This window comes from Streptomyces sp. NEAU-174 (assembly GCF_052665095.1).
Map to the genome: position 1 here is coordinate 730,889 of NZ_JBQTCE010000002.1, position 19,249 is coordinate 750,137.

The 19,249-nt window shown below is 70.2% G+C and carries 18 protein-coding genes; 2 read left to right on the forward strand and 16 right to left on the reverse strand.

Annotated elements, in window-relative coordinates; all coding sequences use genetic code 11:
* From ACT2CW_RS08035 to ACT2CW_RS08080, 10 genes are all read right to left on the reverse strand, one after another.
* Entirely contained in the window at positions 1–1,311 is a 1,311-nt protein-coding gene (locus ACT2CW_RS08035; protein ID WP_445516048.1) for an alpha-glucosidase/alpha-galactosidase, read from the reverse strand.
* Complete coding sequence (locus ACT2CW_RS08040) at positions 1,308–2,264, reverse strand: carbohydrate kinase family protein (RefSeq protein WP_445516049.1); 957 nt, start codon at positions 2,262–2,264, stop codon at positions 1,308–1,310. The genes ACT2CW_RS08035 and ACT2CW_RS08040 overlap by 4 nt, the downstream gene beginning before the upstream one ends.
* 53 nt (positions 2,265–2,317) lie before the next feature.
* Entirely contained in the window at positions 2,318–3,163 is an 846-nt protein-coding gene (locus ACT2CW_RS08045) for a carbohydrate ABC transporter permease (RefSeq protein ID WP_445516050.1), read from the reverse strand.
* Positions 3,160–4,137: a carbohydrate ABC transporter permease gene (locus tag ACT2CW_RS08050; RefSeq protein ID WP_445516051.1), complete on the reverse strand. Its 978-nt coding sequence runs from the start codon at positions 4,135–4,137 to the stop codon at positions 3,160–3,162. Before ACT2CW_RS08050 ends, ACT2CW_RS08045 begins: the two co-directional genes overlap by 4 nt.
* A gap of 9 nt (positions 4,138–4,146) precedes the next feature.
* Positions 4,147–5,490 (reverse strand): extracellular solute-binding protein, encoded by a 1,344-nt coding sequence (locus tag ACT2CW_RS08055; RefSeq protein WP_445516052.1) that lies wholly within the window; start codon positions 5,488–5,490, stop codon positions 4,147–4,149.
* 485 nt (positions 5,491–5,975) lie between these two features.
* A complete protein-coding gene (locus ACT2CW_RS08060; protein ID WP_445516053.1) occupies positions 5,976–6,590 on the reverse strand; it encodes a DUF742 domain-containing protein in 615 nt (204 codons plus the stop codon).
* Positions 6,591–6,606: 16 nt separating this feature from the next.
* The gene (locus ACT2CW_RS08065) at positions 6,607–7,056 is read right to left on the reverse strand and encodes a roadblock/LC7 domain-containing protein (RefSeq protein ID WP_037953651.1); all 450 of its coding nucleotides are present in this window, start codon (positions 7,054–7,056) and stop codon (positions 6,607–6,609) included.
* 30 nt (positions 7,057–7,086) lie between these two features.
* Positions 7,087–9,927, reverse strand: coding sequence for a nitrate- and nitrite sensing domain-containing protein (locus ACT2CW_RS08070; RefSeq protein ID WP_445516054.1), 2,841 nt, complete (start codon positions 9,925–9,927; stop codon positions 7,087–7,089).
* Between the two features lie 143 nt (positions 9,928–10,070).
* Entirely contained in the window at positions 10,071–10,214 is a 144-nt protein-coding gene (locus tag ACT2CW_RS08075; protein ID WP_171072770.1) for an MFS transporter small subunit, read from the reverse strand.
* A 4-nt stretch (positions 10,215–10,218) separates the two neighbouring features.
* Positions 10,219–11,607 carry an L-lactate MFS transporter gene (locus ACT2CW_RS08080; protein WP_445516055.1) on the reverse strand — a complete coding sequence of 463 codons (1,389 nt, stop codon included), beginning with the start codon at positions 11,605–11,607 and terminating at the stop codon, positions 10,219–10,221.
* 537 nt (positions 11,608–12,144) lie between these two features.
* Between ACT2CW_RS08080 and ACT2CW_RS08085 the strand changes: the two genes are divergently transcribed.
* Both ACT2CW_RS08085 and ACT2CW_RS08090 read left to right on the forward strand, forming a co-directional pair.
* Positions 12,145–12,540 (forward strand): DUF485 domain-containing protein, encoded by a 396-nt coding sequence (locus tag ACT2CW_RS08085; protein WP_445516056.1) that lies wholly within the window; start codon positions 12,145–12,147, stop codon positions 12,538–12,540.
* Entirely contained in the window at positions 12,537–14,132 is a 1,596-nt protein-coding gene (locus tag ACT2CW_RS08090) for a solute symporter family protein (RefSeq protein WP_445516057.1), read from the forward strand. The genes ACT2CW_RS08085 and ACT2CW_RS08090 overlap by 4 nt, the downstream gene beginning before the upstream one ends.
* Positions 14,133–14,161: 29 nt before the next feature.
* Here the strand turns inward: ACT2CW_RS08090 and ACT2CW_RS08095 are convergent, their stop codons facing one another.
* The 6 genes from ACT2CW_RS08095 to ACT2CW_RS08120 form a co-directional block, all read right to left on the reverse strand.
* The gene (locus tag ACT2CW_RS08095) at positions 14,162–14,713 is read right to left on the reverse strand and encodes a hypothetical protein (RefSeq protein ID WP_445516058.1); all 552 of its coding nucleotides are present in this window, start codon (positions 14,711–14,713) and stop codon (positions 14,162–14,164) included.
* A complete protein-coding gene (locus tag ACT2CW_RS08100; protein ID WP_020866784.1) occupies positions 14,697–15,188 on the reverse strand; it encodes an RNA polymerase sigma factor in 492 nt (163 codons plus the stop codon). Before ACT2CW_RS08100 ends, ACT2CW_RS08095 begins: the two co-directional genes overlap by 17 nt.
* Positions 15,189–15,290: 102 nt before the next feature.
* Entirely contained in the window at positions 15,291–15,902 is a 612-nt protein-coding gene (locus ACT2CW_RS08105) for a class F sortase (protein WP_445516059.1), read from the reverse strand.
* The gene (locus ACT2CW_RS08110) at positions 15,899–16,279 is read right to left on the reverse strand and encodes a sortase-dependent protein (protein WP_445516060.1); all 381 of its coding nucleotides are present in this window, start codon (positions 16,277–16,279) and stop codon (positions 15,899–15,901) included. The genes ACT2CW_RS08105 and ACT2CW_RS08110 overlap by 4 nt, the downstream gene beginning before the upstream one ends.
* Positions 16,280–16,478: 199 nt before the next feature.
* The gene (gene katG, locus ACT2CW_RS08115; protein WP_445516061.1) at positions 16,479–18,692 is read right to left on the reverse strand and encodes a catalase/peroxidase HPI; all 2,214 of its coding nucleotides are present in this window, start codon (positions 18,690–18,692) and stop codon (positions 16,479–16,481) included.
* Positions 18,693–18,726: 34 nt separating this feature from the next.
* A complete protein-coding gene (locus tag ACT2CW_RS08120; RefSeq protein ID WP_164431851.1) occupies positions 18,727–19,164 on the reverse strand; it encodes a Fur family transcriptional regulator in 438 nt (145 codons plus the stop codon).
* Positions 19,165–19,249: the final 85 nt, after the last annotated feature.

Genomic DNA, 19,249 nt, shown 5'->3' on the forward strand with positions numbered 1-19,249 from the left:
TCAGATGGCGAGGGTCGCGCGCAGCGCCGGTTGCAGCCGTTCGCGGTGTGCGCGCACCATCTCGTCGCACAGCTCCCAGATCTGCTCGACACGCAGGGCGGCGGCGGTCGCCGGGTCGGTCATGGCCGCGTGCCGGATGTGGCGTGGCTCGTCCTCCAGGGCGGCGCGCACCACGAGGTCGTTCATGCTGAGGTAGGTGCGGTTGAGCGCGGCGAGCTGCGGCGGCAGCGCACCGGCCCGGGTCGGCCGCACCCCGGACCGGTCGACCAGACACGGCACTTCGACCACGCCGTGGGACGGAAGGTTCTCGATGAGGCCGTGGTTGGGCACATTGCCGTAGACGGTCCTGGGGGTGCCGGTCACCATGGAGTGGATGATCTGCGGGGCGTACTCCATGGTCCCCTCGACGTCGATCGGGGCGCCGGTCGCCAGGGCGTCGCGGGTTTGTTCGTACGCGGCGACGTTCTCGTCCACGATGCCGAGGTACGCGCCGACGGGCAGCCGCAGCCGCTCGATCTCGCTGTCGTGGTGCAGATACCAGGGCACATACTCGGAGGAGTGCTCACTGGTCTCGGTCGGGTAGTAGCCGAGCCGCCGGTACATGTCGACCCGGACCCGCCGCCGCAGCTGCGCGTTCTCGGCGATCAGCGCGTCCAGCCGGGGGTAGAGATCGGTGCCGTCGTGCTCCAGACGGAGCACCCACGCCTGGTGGTTGACCCCGGCGGCGCGGTAGGTGACCTCGTTGAAGGGGACCTTCAGCAGCTCGCACAGGTCGTGGATGGTCCAGTGCACCGAGTGGCACAGGCCGACCACCCGGGTCAGACCGGTGGCCGCCACGAGGTACTGCACATTCATGGCCATCGGGTTGGTGTAGTTGAGCAGCCATGCCCCGGGGCATACGGCGGCGATGTCCTCGCCCAGGGCCTTGAGGAACGGGAAGGTGCGCAGGGCGCGGAAGATGCCGCCGACGCCGAGGGTGTCGCCGATGGTCTGCCGCACACCGTGGCGCGCCGGGATCTCGAAGTCGATCCGGGTGGCCTCCCCCATGCCGATCTGGACGAGGTTGATGACGAAGTCGGCGCCGTCGAGCGCCTCGCGCCGGTCGGCGTGTGCGGTGATGTGCGCGGCGGCGCCCCGCCGCTCGGCGATGTAGCGCGCGGCGGCCTCGGCGGTGGCGAGGCGTTCCGGATCGATGTCGTGCAGGGCGATCCGCGCGGTCTTCAGCTCCGGGAAGGCGAAGAGATCCGCCAGCAGGCCCTGGGTGAAGACGACGCTGCCCGCGCCGATCAGCACGATCTTGGGGTTGATCATGACGGGAGGTCTCCGTTGGCGGTGAGGTGGGTGAGAGCTTCGTCCCAGGTGGGCTGGGCGGTGGTGCCGCCCGCGGCGCGGGTGGACAGCGCACCGCAGGCGGCGGCGAGATCGAGCGCCTCGGCGATCGGCCGGCCCGTGAGCCGTCCGGCGAGGAAGCCCGCGTTGAAGCTGTCGCCCGCGCCGACGGCGTCCTGGGGTGTGACACGGATCCCGGCGGTGGTGTGCAGGGTCCGGCCGTCGTGGCACAGGGCGCCGTCCGCCCCGTTCTTGACGGCCACCAGCGGGACCTGTCGCGCGAGGAGTTCGGCGGCCGCCGCGACGGATGTGCCGTCGGTGCCGGCCAGCCGGTGGGCCTCGGCGGCGTTGGGCAGCAGGAGGTCGGTCCGGGCGAGGACGGGCGCCAGCGCGGCGGGGTCCCATCGGCCCGAGGGGTCGTCGTTGGTGTCCAGCGAGGTGGTGGCGCCCGCCGCGCGGGCGGTGTCGAACAGGTCCGGCAGATCGGCGGCGAGGCCGGGCATGAGGAAGAAGGACGCGGCGTGGAGGTGCCGGGCCGAGGCCAGCAGGTGTGGGGGGATGTCGCGGCCCGAGGTGGCGGCGAGGGTGCCCGGCGCGGTGAGGATGGCCCGGTCGTCGCCGCGGGTCACGATGACCGTGAGCGGTGTCGGCAGGCCGCCGTCCAGGTGCAGCCCGCTGACATCGACGCCGTGCGCCGCGAGCCGGTCGCGCAGGTAGTGTCCGGCGCCGTCGTCCCCGACGCGTCCGGCGAAGGCCACGCGCAGCCCCAGCCGGGCGGCGCCGCACGCGGTGATCGCGGCGGATCCGCCGAGGGTGAGCGCGCCGCCGTCGACGAGCTGTTCGCGCTGGCCGAAGGCGAGCGCGGTGTCGAGCGGTCCGACGATGACGTCCGGGTTGGCGTCCCCGATGACGAGCAGGTCGAAGGTGGGTGACATAACGGGTTCCTGACAGGTGAGGGAGGGGCCGAGCCGCCTCATTGAGGTGTCGGTCAGCCCTTGAGGCCGGTGGAGGTGATCGACCGGACGAAGGTCTTCTGGGCGGCGAGGAAGGCGAGCAGCACCGGCAGGACGGTGATGACGTTCCCCGCCATCACGGCCGACCACTGGGTGTGGTGCTGCCCCCGGAAGGTGGTCAGACCCAGCTGGAGGGTGTAGTTGGCGTCGTGGTTCAGCGCGATGAGCGGCCACGACAGGTCGTTCCAGGTGGTGAGGAAGGTCAGGACGGCGACCGTGCTCAGCGCCGGGCGGGACAGCGGGACGACGATCTGGAACAGCACCCGCAGCCGCGAACACCCGTCGATCCAGGCGGCCTCCTCCAGCTCCCGGGGCAGCGAGAGGAAGAACTGCCGCAGCAGGAACACCGCGAACGGCGTCACCAGCGACGGCACGATCAGCGCCCCGAGGGTGTCGACGAGCCCCAGCTTCCGCATCACCAGGAAGGTCGGGATCATCGTCAGCTGGAACGGGATGGCCATGGTGGCCAGCATCAGCACCAGCAGCACCCGGGACCCGTCGAACCGCATCCGGGCGAAGGCGTAGCCGCCCAGCGTCCCCAGCAGCAGATTGGACACGACCGCGACCGCCGAGACGATCAGGGAGTTGGCGAACCAGCGCGGGAACATCGCGTTGCCGAGTACGAAGCGGTAGCCGCCCAGGTGGATTCCGGAGGGCCAGAGCGCGGGCGGGAAGCGGTTGATCTCCGCGTCGCTCATCACCGAGCTGAGCCCCAGCCAGATCAGCGGTACGGCGAAGAGCAGCGCCAGTGGCGCGAGCAGCAGATGCCACGGGCTGAACGGCAGCCGCGGCCACCGCCGTGAGGAGGACGGATCCGTCATGACGTGGCTCCCTCGATGCGGCGGTCGCCACGGCGCCGGACCAGCCGCAGCGCGGCGGCGGCCACGAGCAGGGCGACGCCGAGGACGTAGGCCGCAGCGGCCCCGTAACCGGCGGTGAAGTTGCGGAACGCCTGCTCCCAGACGAAGTAGACGATCACGGTGGTGGACCCGAGCGGACCGCCCTTCGTCGTCACATACACCAGGTCGAAGACCTGTAGGGCGCTGATCGTCTGCCACAGCAGCAGGAACACGCTGACCGGCGCGATGGTGGGCAGGGTGACATGGCGCAGCACATGCCGGCGTTCCGCGCCGTCCAGGGTGGCGGCCTCGGTGAGTTCGCGGGGCACGTCCTGGAGGGCCGCGAGGTAGATCACGACGCAGAAGCCGGTGCCGCTCCACAGGGAGATGCCCACCAGGACCACCAGCGCCTGGCCCGGGTCGGACAGGAAGCCCTGCGGGGAGACTCCGAGGTGGTGCAGCAGCGAGTTGGCCGCGCCGAACTCCGGGTCGAGGATGAAGGAGAACAGCACGCCCTGGGCGGCGGCCGAGACCACGAACGGCACGAAGAGCAGCGTGCGGTACAGACCGGCGAACCTGATCCGGCGGTTGAGGACCAGCGCGAGCACCAGCCCCAGACCGATGCTCAGCGGTACGTACAGCGCCGTGTACTCCAGGGTGTTGCGCACGGCCTGGCCGAACTGCGGATCGTCGGCCAGCCGGCGGTAGTTGTCCCAGCCCACCCAGACGCTCGGGGTGAGGAGGTCGCTGTACTGGAACGACAGCAGCAGGGACCACAGGACGGGGATGACGCTCAGGCCCAGGATGACCAGGACGGAGGGGAGGACGAACGCCCAGGCGGTCGCGGCCTCCCGGCGGCCGGTGCGGCGTGCGGGCTCCCGGCGGCCGGTGCGGCGTGCGGGACGGGCCGGTGTGCGGGGCGCCGGACGGGTGATGGGGGTGGGCAGACGGGACATGGGAGCTCCTCAACGCACCTTCGCGATGGCCGCGTCGGCCTCGTCGGCGCATCGCCGCAGGGCCTTCTCCGGTGTGCTCCTGCCGAGCAGGACGGCGGTGATGGCCTCGCCGAACGGCATGGAGATCTTGGGGTAGGCCCGGTCGACGGGCCGTACCCGGGCGGTCTCCAGCACCTCGGTGAACACCGGCAGACCGGGCACCTCGGCCGCGTACGCCCGCCACTGCGGACGGCGCTCGGCCGGCCGGCTCTGCGGCAGGCTGCCGACCTGGGTGTCCCACAGATACCCCTGCTCGGGCTCCATGAGCCAGCCGACGAACGTACGGGCCGCCGTCAGCCGCGCGGAGCCGTTGTCGAACACGCTCCAGGTGTCCGGGCCGGAGATGGTCACCGATTTGCCGTGGAAACTCGGCAGCGGGACGACCTGATAGTCGATCTTCGCCTGGCGGATGTCGGGCAGTTGCCATGGGCCGGTGGCGACCATGCCCACCCGGCCGGCGGCGAACGCCTGGTACATCTGCTCGCCACCGGGTTTGGGATCGACGTAGACACTCCTGTCCTTCGCGAGTGCCGCGAGCACCTCGAGGGACCGGACCCCGGGTTCACCGGCGAATCCGATCTCCCGCTTGCCCTCGGCGATGACCTCGCCGCCCAGGTCCCAGATCATGGGCCACATCCGCCATACCGTGTCCTCGTCGCCCGCCGCGGGCCAGCCGGTGCCGAACGTGCCCCTGCCGCGGTCGGTCAGCTTCCTGGCCGTCTCGATGAACTCCGGCCACGTCCAGCCGGGGCCGGGCAGCTCAAGACCGGCCCGGCGGAAGAGGGCCTTGTTGCACACCACGGCGAGCGAGTCCAGCACCGCGGGCACCGCACGGACCACACCGTCGACCGTGACGCCCTCCCGGGCGGCGGGCCAGTACTGCTTCCACGGCACCTGCCCCGATTCCACGACCGTCGTCAGATCGGTCAGCTGGGGGCTTCTGGCGACGCTGGCCAGGTCGGAGCCGAAGATGTAGGCGACATCGGGCGGTGATCCGGCGACGAGACCGGCCATCACCTTCTGGAGCATGTCGTCCGCGAGCACGCCGCCGCTCAGGTCGATCCGTATCTTCGGGTGGCCGCGGTGGAAGTCGGCCACGAGCCGCTTGACCGCTCGCAGGGCGGTGCTGGTCTGCCCGTGCCACACCTCGATGTGCACGGTTCCGTGGGAATCCACCCCCAGGCCCGTCCCGCATCCCGCCACGGCGGCACCCATGGCGCCGGTGAGCGCCAGCGCCCCGCCGCCACGCAGCAGCCCACGCCGGGACGGACCGCCGCGCACAGGAGGAGGGATACGCGAACGGTTCAGGCTCATCGCTGAGAGCTCCATGATCCGAGGGCACGGCCCCGCCTCGGTCACGGACAGCGACCTGGCGACTCGGGCCGGACTCACGGCGGAGCCGCATACCGGCTGGGCGTACCTCTGCCGCCGAGGATTCGACATCGGCGTGCCAGGGAGTAAACCGATCAGACCGAATCACGTCAAGAGCGTGAAACTGCTCAGTGTTGGCTTTGAACGCGCACAAGCAATCAGCGAGTGGACGTTCTTCGATGGGCATCGCACCCAGAAACGGGCATATCGCCGCGCGGGGACCTGTCGCTTCCCGCGCGGCGAAGCCGCCACGGGTGTCCGGCGGGCCTTTCCCCTCCCCGCCCCTTCCCACAGCACCGATATGCGGCTCCACCTCGTGGCAGGGGCTTCGCCCCTGGACCCCGGGGTCTGGGGCGGAGCCCCAGTTGAGGGAAGGGGCGGGGAGGGGAAAGACCCGCCGCGGGCGCCAAGAATCCGCCGGACACCCCCTAGATCCGCCGAAGGCCCACCAGCACGCGCTCCATCAGGGAGACGTCCGGTACGTCGCCCTCCGTGGAAGCCGTCCGGTGGACGGTGATCAGGCCGTGCTCGGCCATGTCGCCGAGCAGGACCTTGGCCACCCCCAGCGGCACCGAGAGCATGGCCGCCACCTCGGCCACCGACCGCGGCTCCTGGCACAGCGCGATCACCGGGCGGTGGTCCGCGTGGAGGGTGTCCATCGAGCGGTGGCCCAGCTCGGTGGTGGTCACCAGGGTCTCGACCTCGAAGTGATGGTCGGACCTGGTCCGGCCGCCCGTCCACGAGTAGGCGCGGACCAGCGAGGCCGGGCCCTGGCTCCCGTCGTGCTCCGCGTCCCAGACGCTCGACCGCTCCGGCTCCGACGCCCCCCGAGGGGAGGTTTCCCCGGGCTCCTCGGGCCGGGCGTGCCCGCCCCGGCGGCCGGACCGGGCGCCCTCCGGCGCCCCGTCGGACCGGCGTGGCTTCCGCCCGCGTCGCCCTTTGCCGAAGCTGAAGGCGTTGAGCACGTCGGCGAAGGTCTGTTCGTCCTCCGCCCCCTGTTCTCTCCCAGGTCCCTGCCCAGAAGGGCCTTCACCGGTGCTCATCTTCTCCCCGTCCGGCCTATTGGGCTGCTGTCCGCTTGATGCCCCGAAGATGCAATTCCTGGAGCTCGGCGCGGAGTTCCGGAGTCAGCATCTCGCCGACCTGATCGACCAGTACCGTCATCTCGTACGCCACCTGACCGATTTCGCAGTCCGGCGCCGCCAGCACCACGAGGCACGAGCCGTCCTTGATCGACATCAGGAGCATGTTCCCGAGCTCCATCTGGATCACGGAGGACCGCACATCACCGGTGTCCATGCACTCGGCAGCGCCCTGGATCAGACTGATGGCCCCGGCGGCGATGGTGGCGACCTGCTCGGCCCGATCGGCCGCCAGCCCTTCCGACGCGGTGAGCAACAGCCCGTCGGCCGAGACCACCACGGCGCACGCCACATTGGGCACACGCTCGGTGAAGTTGGTGACCAGCCATCCGAACTGGCTCACCTCCCGCAGCTGGGGTGAGGTCATGGGTTCTTCCTGTCCATCTTCGCTGAGACCTTATGTCTCGTCGCGTCCGTCGGGCTGAGCCCGCCGGATGCCCGACTGGTAATTGCTGAGGAACGAATGGGTGCGACCGGCGTTCCGCCGCGCGGCGGCCTCGTCCGCGGTGGCGCGCGGCGCGGACCGCTCTCCGGTGGCGCGCGGCTTCTCCCGGTCCGCCGCCTGACCCTGGCGCGGCACCCGCCGGGGCAGCCCGGCCTGGGTGACGCCGCCCGCCTCCGCGGCACCGGGCCGCTCGTGGACGATCTGGCGGGGCTCGTCCGCGGGGTCCGGCCGGCTCTCGTCGGGCGGCTCCTCGTCGTGGGAGCCCGCCGGCGCCGTCTCGGGCGACGTGAACCATGGCGAGGCGGCGTCGTCCGGGGCGGTCGGACGCGAACGCTGCGGGGGCACCATGGGCTGCCCCGGCGGCTGTGCGGTACGGCGGTCCACGGGCGCTCCGGCATCGCCGGGCAGGGCGCCGTTCTTCTCCGGTGCGCCATCGCCGGCCGGTACTCCGTCGCCAGCCGGTACTCCGTCGCCGACCGGGGCACCCTCGCCGACCGGGGTGGGACGACCCGGCTTGGTGGGGTGACCTGGCTTGGCCGGGTGGCCTGGCTTTACGGGGTTCCGGCGCGGCAGTCCGCCGGTCTGCTGGGGATCCGTGAACGCCCGCGAGGAGCCGGGGCGGGTCGGCAGGGAGCGGCCCGCGTGCTCGGACGCGGCCGGGGCATCACCGGCGCGCAGCGAGCGGGGGGCGTCGGGCACGCGGCGCGGCAGGGGCGCCGCCGGGGCGCCACCGAGCTCACGGTGCGGCCGCGCCGGCTCGGACGTCCTGGCGGAGGTCTTCCGGACCGGCAGCGAGCTCTCCCGGCCCCCGATGGCGGGCCTGTCACCGAGCATCAGCCTGGCCGGTACGAGCACACCCGCGCGCAGCCCGCCACCGGTGTCCCGCTCCGAGATCAGCTCCACGGTGACGCCGTGACGACGGGCCAGCCGACCGACGACGGTCAGGCCCATCTGCCGGGACGTAGGTACCTCCACGGATGCGTCCCCCGCTACGCGCCGATGAGCCTTGGCCAATTCGGCACCGCTCATCCCAAATCCCTCGTCGCGGACCTCGATCAGTGCGGAACCGTCCAGCCGTAGTGTATTGCTGACGGTCACCCGGGTCTCCGGCGGGGAGAACGCGGTGGCGTTGTCCAGCAGCTCAGCGATCATTCGCGCCAGGTCACCGGCAGCGTACCCGATCACCTCTGCGGTGGGAACGGGCTCCACCACCACCCGGCGGTAGTGCTCGATCTCGGAGACCGCGGCGCGCAGCACACTGTCCAGCTGCACCCGCTGCTCGGAGGGGCGGACGGGGGTGCTGCCGCACAGGACCATCAGGTTCTCGTTGTTGCGGCGCATTCGGGTGGCCAGGTGGTCCAGCTTGAAGAGGTTGGCCAGCTGGTCCGGGTCCTCTTCATGCGATTCGAGCTGTTCCATCAGGCGCAGCAGCCGGTCCACCAGGCTCTGGCTGCGCCGGGAGAGGTTGACCAGGGTGTCGCGCAGGTCGCCGCGGAGCGCGGCCTGTTCGGCGGCCAGCCGCACGGCCTGGCCGTGCACCGCGTCGAACGCCCTCGCGAGCTGCCCGAACTCCTCGGTGGTGTGGACCGGTACGGCGCTGATCGAGGTGCTGGACGCCTCGCCCTCGCGGATGCTGGACACCGCCTCCGGGAGCCGGTGCTCGGCCACGTCGAGCGCGGTGGAGCGCAGCACGGTCAGCGACCGCAGCAGATGGCGGGCGATGGCGATGCCGATGGCGAAGGCGAGCAGGAGCACGGCGAAGAGCAGTACCGACTCCGCACCGGCCCGGTCGCTGGTCTCGTCCTGGAGCTTGGCGGAGGTCGCGCGGAGCCGTTCGGCCAGCCGCTTCTCCACCGTGTTGATGAGGCTTCCGTGCGCCTCCGAACTGCGGTGCCAGGTGCGGTCGGAGAACGGCGGGGCGTCGGCGGAGTTCTGCCCGGCGTTCGGCGAGCCCGCCTGGGACAGCACGGCGTCCAGCAGCTTGGCGCGCCGTTCGACCTCCGGGCCGGTGACCGTGCGGTCGTAGGCGCGCTGGTCCGCCGCGGTGGCCACGGCGCGGAAGTCGCTCAGCTTGTCCCGCATGCGGATGTCGGACTCCTGGAGCGCCCTGATGAGTTTGGGGTCCTCCAGCCTGCCGGGCTCGGGCGCCGCCATGACGATCACATGCTGGAGGTGGACCTGCTCCTGGACCATCTCCAGGTCGTACAGCGCGCTGGCCGGTCCGGACAGCTGGGCGTCACCGAATCCGCTGCCCAGCGCCTGGTCCAGGTCGAGCAGGCTGTTGATGACCTTGCTGTACTCGGTCACGGCGGTCCATGAGCCCAGGTCCTTGGAGGTCACCCGCTGGCGCAGGTCGGGCAGTCCGTCCAGGAGCTTGGACGCGTCGCGGTAGCGGTTGGCCGAGGCCCCCTTCAGACCGTGGGTGCGCTGCGTGGTGCGGATGACGGCGGCCTGAGCGCGGTCCACGCGCCGGGTCTGCTGCCGGAGCATGGCCGGATCGGCGGCTCCACCGCCGCCCAGCCGCTCGGCCGACAGGGTGCGCTCCGTCTGTAGATCGCCGATCAACGGCCTCAGCCCGGCGCGCAGCTTGACCAGCCGCTGCACGTCCGCGTACGTGTTGGCGCGCTCGACGTCGCGCTGGATCTGCACGACGCCCAAGACCACGGCGAGCAGAGCGGGCACCACCAGAACGGCGCCCAGCTTCACCGGCAGCCGCCAGTTGCGCCACTCCACGACGCCGGCCCACCACGACGCCGAGCGGTCACGCGCGGCCGCATGCCTGCCCGGGGTCATGAGGCGTGCTCCGCGCTCGGACCGGCTTGCCCACAGGGATGTATCACGATGCCGTTTCTCCTGGGATTTCCCCGGATGGGGAAAGTCGAACGCCCGGCGGCGCGCCGCCCCATCGCTTCGGCGATGAGCCGGCGCGCCTGCCTTTACTCGAACAACTTGCTGCTTTTCTCCGCCAGTTGATAGAGGCCGTACAGAAACGGCACCGTCACCCACAGCCATGCCACGACCATCACCACGGGGGAACCCGCCTTGGTCGCGTTCGACGAAGGGACGTCTGCGTCAGTCACCGGTCTACCGCCTCTCTGCCGGAATGGGATCGGGGGTTTCCTCCGGGGGTGCCGACTCCTCCCGGACCGCCGGCTCCGGCTCATGGAACTTCGGATTCACCGGACGTACCAGCTCGTTCGCGATGAAGCCGATGACGAGCAGACCCATCATCAGCGAGAACGAGAAGGTGTAGAGAGCCGGGCCGGAACGCCCGTCCTCATGCGCGGAATCCGCGATGGAATCCACGATGAGAGGTCCGGCGACTCCGGCGACCGACCACGCGGTCAGCAGCCGGCCGTGGATCGCGCCGACCTGGTAGGTGCCGAACAGGTCCTTGAGATAGGCCGGAACGGTGGCGAAGCCGCCGCCGTAGAACGACAGGATCACCATCGTCGAGGCGACGAACAGCGCGGTGCTGCTGTCCTTCTCGAGCATGATGGTGAGGTAGAGCAGGGCTCCGGCGCCCAGGTACAGCCGGTAGATGTTCTTCCGGCCGACCACGTCGGAGACCGAGGACCATACGAAGCGACCGGCCATGTTGGCCAGGGACAGCAGCGCGACAAACCCGGTGGCGGCGCTCGCGCTCACCGGACTCTCGGTGTCGTGGAAGAAGTCCTGGATCATCGGGGCGGCCTTCTCCAGGATCCCGATACCCGCAGTAACGTTCATGCACAGCACGACCCAGAGCAGCCAGAACTGCGGCGTCCGCACCGCGTTCCTGGCCGATACGTTCGCGGTGGTGACAAGCCGCTTGCCCGCGTCGACGCGGGGTGTCCAGCCGGCCGGCCGCCAGCCCTCGGGCGGCACCCTCACCAGCACCACGCCCAGCGACATGAACACGGCGTAGGCCAGGCCGTGCACCAGGAACGTCTTGGCGATGCCGCTGGTGTCACTGCCGAACGCCTTGAGCATCTCCGTCGACCAGGGAGAGGCGATCAGCGCGCCACCGCCGAAACCCATGATCGCCGTACCGGTGGCCATGCCCGGCCGGTCCGGGAACCACTTCATCAAGGTGGACACGGGTGCGATGTACCCGATACCGAGGCCGACTCCGCCGATGCCGCCGTAGCCGAGAACGACCAGCCAGTAATTGCGGGTGGCGACGCCGAGCGCGGCGATGAGGAAGCCGGTCGAGAAGGCCACGAGCGCCACGAACATGGCCCAGCGCGGCCCTTTTCGCTCTACCAGCGTTCCCCCGAACGCGGCGGAGAGCCCGAGTACCAGAATGCCGATCTGGAACGGAAGGGCGCTAGCCGTTCCCGAGATGTCTAGGGAATCTTCCAGGGGTATCTTAAAGACACTCCAGGCATACGCCTGGCCGATGGAGAAGTGGATCGCAAGCGCTGCCGGCGGAATCAGCCAACGATTCCAGCCCGGGCCTGCGACGATGCGAGAGCGGTCGAGGAAACCCACAGATCAACCTACCTCCGGCTTCTTGGGAACACCCCCGCAGACTGCATTCCTTGACCCATCCAAACACCTCGGGGGAGGGAGTGGCGAGCCGGGAGCTGCCGTCATATGCCCATGGCAGACGCGCTGCCCAGACGACATGCTCACCGCACTCATGCTCGCGCACGATGGGACGTTCTACCCGGTGAGGTTCTACCAGTGGCGACACTTGGGACACAACGCCGGGTGCCGAAATGTCCTCAAGGCGCAACCCTGGACACCCGTTGTCAACCTGACACCACGTCAAAATGGACAACACGGGAAGGTGAGACAAAGTACTGGTTCAGCGACCTCTCCCACCATATTCGAGATGGCACCGAAGCCGGATGCACACCCTGACATGTGCCAATCTGCCCCGGTGAGGAGCAGGGTGCCACGTTGACTGCGTCCGGCGCCTTACTACACTTGCCGCGTCAAGGGCCCGCCGGTTGCCCTCCCCTGACGCCCGAGCGCGGGCACCCCCGAACCGACGTTTTCGTCAGAAAAACCCCGGAGAAAACCATGAATAAATCGGTGCGACCGCCCGCTTCCTCGCCATCCGAGCGGGCCACCGGAACGGGGTTCGCCGATCGCGGTGACGACATCGGGGAGCCCGACTTCGAGGCGATCCAGCAGAGCCCGGAGTTCAAACTCCTGCGCAAAAGACTGCTCTGGTTCATCTTCCCGATGAGCGCGTTCTTCTTGTGCTGGTATATGACCTTCGTTCTCTTCTCGGCCTACGACCACGACTTCATGAGCCGCAAGCTGTTCGGCGCGGTCAACACCGGCACCGTTTTCGGTCTGCTTCAGTTCGTGACGACCATGGTGATCGTCCTGACATACCGGCGCTTCGCGCGCAAGAAACTTGATCCCCAGGTGGACACGATCCACGAGCTGGCGGGAGTCGGCAAGGAATGACAGTGCAGATCGCAGCCCGCACGACCGGCAGCCCGATGATCAACCTGAGCGTCTTCTTCGCTTTCGTCGTCATCACGCTGTTCATCGTCTACAAGGCCACCAACAGAAATTCGACCACCTCCGACTACTACGCCGCGGGCAGCGCCTTCAGCGGCGTCCAGAACGGCATCGCCCTCTCCGGCGACTTCCTCTCCGCCGCCTCCTTCCTCGGCATCTCGGGAGCGATCGCCGTCCACGGCTACGACGGGTTCCTCTACTCCGTGGGGTGGCTGGTGGCCTGGCTGGTCGCCCTGCTGCTGGTCGGTGAACGGCTCCGCAACACCGGGCGGTTCACGGTCGGCGATGTGATGGCCTACCGCATGAAGCAGCGCCCGGTGCGCGCCGCGGCGGCCAACGCCACCCTGGTGATCACCTTCTTCTACATGCTCGCCCAGATGGCCGGCGCGGGTGGTCTGATCGCCCTGCTGCTTAATGTGCACAGCAAGGGCGGGCAGGCCCTCATCATCACCGGCGTCGGCCTCGTGATGGTCTTCTACGTCCTGGTGGGCGGCATGAAGGGCACCACCTGGGTGCAGATCATCAAGGCGGGCCTGCTGCTGATCTGCGTGACCTTCATGAGCGTGTTCCTGCTCGGCAAGTTCGGGTTCAGCCTCTCGGCGATCCTCGACCAGGCGTCCCAGAACAGCCCGCTGGGCGGCGACCTGCTCAACCCGGGCGGCTGGTACGGCAGCAATGCGATGGACCAGCTCGACTTCGTCTCGCTCTCCCTGGCGCTGGTCCTCGGCATCTCCAGCCTGCCGCACGTGCTGATGCGCTTCTACACCGTGCCGGACGCCAAGGAGGCCCGGCGCTCGGTGGTGTGGTGCTCCTGGTCGATGTTCATCTTCTATCTGTCGATCCTGCTCGTCGGGTACGGCGCGACCGCGCTGGTCGGTTCGGACAAGATCGTGAACGCGCCCGGCGGCGAGAACTCCGCCGCTCCCCTGCTCGCCTTCGAGATCGGCGGTGCGATGCTCCTGGGCATCGTCTCCGCGGTGGCCTTCGCGACGATCCTGGCGGTGGTGGCCGGGCTGACCCTGGCCGCCTCGGCCTCGTTCGCCCATGACGTGTACGCCAATGTGATCCGGAGCGGAAAGGCCGATCCGCGGTCCGAGATCCGGGTCGCCCGTCTGACGGCGCTCGTGATCGGCTTCCTGGCCATCCTCGGCGGCATCCTGACCAACGGCCAGAACGTCGCGTTCCTGGTGTCGCTGGCCCTGGCGCTCGCCGCGTCCGCCAATCTGCCGACGATCCTCTACACGCTGTTCTGGAAGCGTTTCAACACGACCGGGACGCTGTGGAGCATCTACGGCGGGCTGGTGTCCGGCCTGGTGCTCATCATCTTCTCCCCGGCCATCTCGGGCAGTTCCACGTCCATCATCAAGGGTGTGGACTTCCACTGGTTCCCGCTCACCAACCCCGGCCTGGTGTCCATTCCGCTCTCCTTCCTCTGCGGCTTCCTCGGCACGGTCTTCAGCAAGGAGCCCGCGGACCCCAAGAAGCAGGCGGAGATGGAGGTGCGGTCGCTGACCGGCATCGGTTCGAAGGCTTAAGCGGCAGGGCCGTGGGCGGCCGGGGCCGCCTACGGCCGACGGGCCGTTCCCGGGGTGGTCTCGGTGTCCCTCCGGACCCCCGACGGCACGACCCGCTCCGAGGAGCTCGGCGCCGCCGACCGGCCGCGGGTGGGCACCTTCGCGCCGTCCCGGGGTCTTGACGTCTCGCTCCCGGGCCCGCGGCCGGGGCGCTGACCGGCGGACTCGGACGGCGCCGAGGGGATGGGCGACGCCGAGGGGTCGCCGGAGGCCGACGGGAGCGGGGGCGTCGTACGGCCGGTCGCGGGGGGCGGGGCGAGCGGGACCGTCGGGCGCGCGGGTGGCTCGGGCGACGCCGCGCGGAGCGGCAGCGCGATGAGGGCGGCCACGGCGCAGGACGCCCCGACCCCGGCCGCGGTGCGGAGCAGCTTGCGGCGGGTCGCGGCACGGCGGATCGCCTCGTACCGCCCGGGCGGCGGGCCGAGGTAGTCGGAGGGGGGCCGCAGGATCACCGCGAGGGGGTCGTCGGGGTCCCGTTCGGGGCCGATGTGCTCCGGCTCCGGGCCGTTGTGCCCCGGGCCGTCCTCAAAGCGTGGGGTCAAGGCTTCTCCTCAGGTGGACGCGGAGCAGTTCCCGGGCCGCGTGGAGGTCGGCCTTGACGGTTCCTTCCTTGCGCCCGGTCAGTACGGACACCTCCCGGATCGGCATGTCAGCGTAGTAGTGCAGCAGGATCGGGACGCGCAGCCGTTCCGGCAGCGACTGCACGAGCAGGCGCACCGACGGGTCGGACTGTTCGGTGTGCGGGCGGACGGCGGCTTCCGTGGTGGCACGGCGCATGGCCCTGCGCTCGCGCTCCACCTTGCGCCAGTGGTCCCGGACGAGATTGGCCGCGGTGACGTAGAGGAAGCCACGGGGCTCCTCCACGGACGTCCAGCGGGCCCAGAGCCGGGTGAACGCCTCGGAAGCGATCTCATGGGCCGTCTCGTCGTCGTCGACGAGACGGCGGCACCAGCCGGCCAGGCGCGGGTAGAGGGCGGCGAACAGCTCGGACGCCGCCCTGTCACGGGACCGTTTCAACGCACTCCATGGTCGTGATGGCATTCGTGGAGAAGGATCCCGGGCCGCCGGTGTGGGTTCCGTGGGCCCGGGATCCGGGGGTGGGTCAGGGTCCTGCCGACGTCAGCGTGGCGAAGCGGATGTCAGCGTGGCGAAGACGATCACGTTGTCGAGGTAGCCGTCGCCGGAGCGCGGGCCGCCACAAGTGATCAGCCGCAACTCCGGGCGGTCCACGTTCCCGTAGACCTCGTCCGCCGGGAAGTCCGCCTTGGCGACGGTCCGTACGGCGCTGACGGCGAACCGTGCCGCCGTGCCGTTCTCCAGGCGCGCCTCGATCCGGTCGCCCCGGCGCAGCCGCGCCAGGTGACGGAAGACCCCGTCGCCGTAGGCGCCGACCGTGACATGGCCGAGGACGACCGACGGGCCGAGCTGCCCCGGTGTCGGCGAGTGCCGGTACCAGCCCGCGCGGTCGTGGGCCGTGACCGGCGGGACCGCCACGCTTCCGTCCGGCGCCAGCCCCAGCCGGATGACCGGGGTGTCGACGCCGATGGCCGGGATCCGCAGCCCGACCGGGACCGAACGCCCAAGGGGCCGCGCCGCCCGCACGGGGGTCGGCGGCGGCCTCCTCCCGGAGTGCGGTGCGGCCGTGGTCCGCCGGGCCGGGTGGCCGCCGCAGCCCGCGAGCAGCGAGACCATCGCCGCGGTGGCGAAGGCGCGCCTGGAGAACGGGGTCATGCCCCGGTCGCCCGCCGGCGCCGGACGACCAGGACCGCCGCGCCGCCCGCGGCGAGCACCGCGGCGGCGCCCCCGCCGATCAGCGCGCCCTCGGTCCCGGACGGCCCGGAGGACTCGGCCGTCACTCCGGTGTTCGGCGCGCCCTTCGGCACGACGGCGACCTGGCCGCGGTCCCGCTTCTGGGCCGGTTCCTCCCTCGGGGCCGGGGCGGCGGAGGAGGGCGTGCGGGCCGGTGCCTGGCTCGGGACCGGGCTTGCGGAGGCCGCGGCGGTGCGGCGGGGGGCGGGGGTGGTCGCGTCGTCGGCGAACGCGGGCACGGTGGTCGCCAGTACGGCGGTGCACGCGAGTGTCATCGCGCTGAGGACAGTGCGGCGCATGGAGTCGCTCTCTTTCGTCGGTCCGCCCGGCCGTTCGGCGGGCTGGGTTACGGATCGAGCGGAGAGACGAGGCAGCGGCGCGGCGCGTTGTAAAGAGATGGCAAAGCGTGTCCATCGGCCCTGCCGGGGCGGGCCTTTGGGCCAAAAGACGTCCAGGCCGGTCCGTACGGACCGGCCTGGACGGGGTGCTCGGAGCGGATCAGACGAGGTCGAACCGGTCCAGGTTCATGACCTTGACCCACGCCGCGACGAAGTCGTGCACGAACTTCTCCTTGGCGTCGTCGCTCGCGTAGACCTCCGCGAGGGCGCGCAGCTCGGAGTTGGAGCCGAAGACGAGGTCGGCACGGGTGCCGGTCCACTTGACCGCGCCCGAGGCGTCACGGCCCTCGAACGTGGTCTGGTCCTCGGACGTGGACTTCCAGGTCGTGCCCAGGTCGAGCAGGTTGACGAAGAAGTCGTTGGTGAGCTTGCCCGGGGTCTCGGTGAAGACGCCGTGCTTGGACCCGTTGTGGTTCGCGCCCAGCACGCGCAACCCGCCGACCAGGACGGTCATCTCGGGGGCGCTCAGGGTGAGCAGGTTCGCCCGGTCCAGCAGCAGGTACTCGGCGGGGAGGCGGTTGCCCTTGCCGACGTAGTTGCGGAACCCGTCGTACGTCGGCTCCAGCGCGGCGAACGACTCGGCGTCGGTGTGCTCGTCGCCCGCGTCGACACGGCCCGGGGCGAAGGCCACCTCGACGTCGACACCGGCGTCCTTGGCGGCCTTCTCCACGGCGGCGGAGCCACCGAGGACGATCAGGTCGGCCAGGGAGACCTTCTTGGCTCCGGAGTTGAACTCGCCCTGGATGGCCTCCAGGGTGTGCAGGACCTGCGCGAGCTCGTCCGGGTTGTTGACCTCCCAGCCGCGCTGCGGCTCCAGGCGGATCCGGGCGCCGTTGGCGCCACCGCGCTTGTCGCTGCCGCGGAAGGAGGCGGCGGACGCCCACGCGGTGCCGACCAGCTGCGAGACGGTCAGACCGGAGTCGAGGATCTTGGCCTTGAGCGCCGTGACGTCGGCGGCGTCGATGGCCTCACCCTCGGCCTCGGGCAGCGGGTCCTGCCACAGCAGGGTCTCCTCCGGGACCTCCGGGCCGAGGTACAGCGACTTCGGGCCCATGTCGCGGTGGGTCAGCTTGTACCAGGCGCGGGCGAAGGCGTCCGCGAACTCCTGCGGGTTCTCGTAGAACCGGCGGGAGATCGGCCCGTAGATCGGGTCCAGCTTCAGCGAGAGGTCCGTGGTGAGCATCGTCGGGCGCCGCTTCTTGTTCGGGTCGAAGGCGTCCGGGACGATCTCCGGGGCGTCCTTGGCCACCCACTGGTTGGCGCCGGCCGGGCTCTTGGTGAGCTCGTACTCGTACTCGAAGAGGTTCTTGAAGAACCCGTTGCTCCACTGGGTGGGGGTGGTGGTCCAGGTGACCTCGAGGCCACTGGTGATGGCGTCCTTGCCCGCGCCGGTGCCGTGGGTGCTCTTCCAGCCGAGGCCCAGCTGCTCCATCGGAGCGGCCTCCGGGTCCGGGCCGACGGCGTCCGCGGGGCCCGCGCCGTGGGTCTTGCCGAAGGTGTGGCCACCGGCGATGAGGGCGACGGTCTCCTCGTCGTTCATCGCCATCCGGCGGAAGGTCTCACGGATGTCGCGGGCCGCGGCGATCGGGTCCGGGTTGCCGTTGGGGCCCTCCGGGTTGACGTAGATCAGACCCATCTGGACCGCGCCGAGCGGGTTCTCCAGCTCGCGGTCGCCGGTGTAGCGCTCATCGCCGAGCCAGGTGGTCTCCGGGCCCCAGTAGACGTCCTCCTCGGCCTCCCAGACGTCGGCACGGCCGCCGCCGAAGCCGAAGGTTTCAAAGCCCATCGTCTCCAAGGCGACATTGCCGGTGAGGACCATGAGGTCGGCCCAGGAGATGGACTGGCCGTACTTCTTCTTGACCGGCCACAGGAGCCGGCGGGCCTTGTCGAGGCTGGCGTTGTCCGGCCAGCTGTTGAGCGGGGCGAAGCGCTGCTGACCGGCACCGGCGCCGCCGCGGCCGTCGCTGATGCGGTAGGTGCCGGCGCTGTGCCAGGCCATACGGATCATCAGCGGGCCGTAGTTGCCGAAGTCGGCCGGCCACCAGTCCTGCGAGGTGGTCAGCACCTCGGCGATGTCCCGCTTCACCGCCGCGAGGTCGAGGGCCTGGAACGCCTCGGCGTAGTCGAACTCCTCACCCAGCGGGTTCGCCGCCGGGGGGTTCTTGGCGAGGATCTTCAGATTGAGCCGGTCCGGCCACCACTGACGGTTGCCGCCGCCCTGCGTGGGGTGGGGAGCGCGCCCGTGCGCGACCGGGCAGCCTCCCGCTTCCTCTGTCTTCGGGTCTACGACGATTGCCTCATGGTTCTCGGACATGGAAATCCTTCCACGCTAGGGCGGATCATGGTGCTCAGGAACTAGTGGCGGTGGAACAGTCGGGGCACTGGCCCCAGTAGATGACCTCGGCCTCGTCGACGGCGAAGCCGTGGTCATCGGACGCGGTCAGGCAGGGTGCCTCACCAGCGGCGCAGTCGACATCGGCGACGGCACCACACGCCCGGCATACGACGTGGTGGTGGTTGTCCCCGACGCGTCCTTCGAACCGGGCCGGGTTGCCGGCCGGTTCGATGCGGCGTACGAGGCCCGCCGCGGTCATCGCGTGAAGGGCCTCGTACACGGCCTGGAGGGAGATGTGGCCGACACGGTCGCGCACCCCGGAGGCGATCGCCTCGACCCCGAGGTGATCACCGTCCCGGACGGTCTCCAGCAAGGCGACCCGGGCGGCCGTCACCCGCAGGCCGGCACCGCGCAGCTCCTCGGCAGTGGTCGGAGTCTGGGATGCGGTCATGCCGCAGAACCTACCCGCACTAACGCGAACGCTACAAGGAAACGAGCCGTTAAAGTCTAGCGCCGCGCGTAAAATTTTTGCCCTG

Bases quoted from the DNA above. Each gene is read 5' to 3' on its own strand.
- ACT2CW_RS08035 (WP_445516048.1), bottom strand. From the start codon at position 1,311: ATGATCAACCCCAAGATCGTGCTGATCGGCGCGGGCAGCGTCGTCTTC.
- ACT2CW_RS08040 (WP_445516049.1), bottom strand. From the start codon at position 2,264: ATGTCACCCACCTTCGACCTGCTCGTCATCGGGGACGCCAACCCGGAC.
- ACT2CW_RS08045 (WP_445516050.1), bottom strand. From the start codon at position 3,163: ATGACGGATCCGTCCTCCTCACGGCGGTGGCCGCGGCTGCCGTTCAGC.
- ACT2CW_RS08050 (WP_445516051.1), bottom strand. From the start codon at position 4,137: ATGTCCCGTCTGCCCACCCCCATCACCCGTCCGGCGCCCCGCACACCG.
- ACT2CW_RS08055 (WP_445516052.1), bottom strand. From the start codon at position 5,490: ATGAGCCTGAACCGTTCGCGTATCCCTCCTCCTGTGCGCGGCGGTCCG.
- ACT2CW_RS08060 (WP_445516053.1), bottom strand. From the start codon at position 6,590: ATGAGCACCGGTGAAGGCCCTTCTGGGCAGGGACCTGGGAGAGAACAG.
- ACT2CW_RS08065 (WP_037953651.1), bottom strand. From the start codon at position 7,056: ATGACCTCACCCCAGCTGCGGGAGGTGAGCCAGTTCGGATGGCTGGTC.
- ACT2CW_RS08070 (WP_445516054.1), bottom strand. From the start codon at position 9,927: ATGACCCCGGGCAGGCATGCGGCCGCGCGTGACCGCTCGGCGTCGTGG.
- ACT2CW_RS08085 (WP_445516056.1), top strand. From the start codon at position 12,145: ATGAATAAATCGGTGCGACCGCCCGCTTCCTCGCCATCCGAGCGGGCC.
- ACT2CW_RS08090 (WP_445516057.1), top strand. From the start codon at position 12,537: ATGACAGTGCAGATCGCAGCCCGCACGACCGGCAGCCCGATGATCAAC.
- ACT2CW_RS08105 (WP_445516059.1), bottom strand. From the start codon at position 15,902: ATGACCCCGTTCTCCAGGCGCGCCTTCGCCACCGCGGCGATGGTCTCG.
- ACT2CW_RS08110 (WP_445516060.1), bottom strand. From the start codon at position 16,279: ATGCGCCGCACTGTCCTCAGCGCGATGACACTCGCGTGCACCGCCGTA.
- katG (WP_445516061.1), bottom strand. From the start codon at position 18,692: ATGTCCGAGAACCATGAGGCAATCGTCGTAGACCCGAAGACAGAGGAA.
- ACT2CW_RS08120 (WP_164431851.1), bottom strand. From the start codon at position 19,164: ATGACCGCATCCCAGACTCCGACCACTGCCGAGGAGCTGCGCGGTGCC.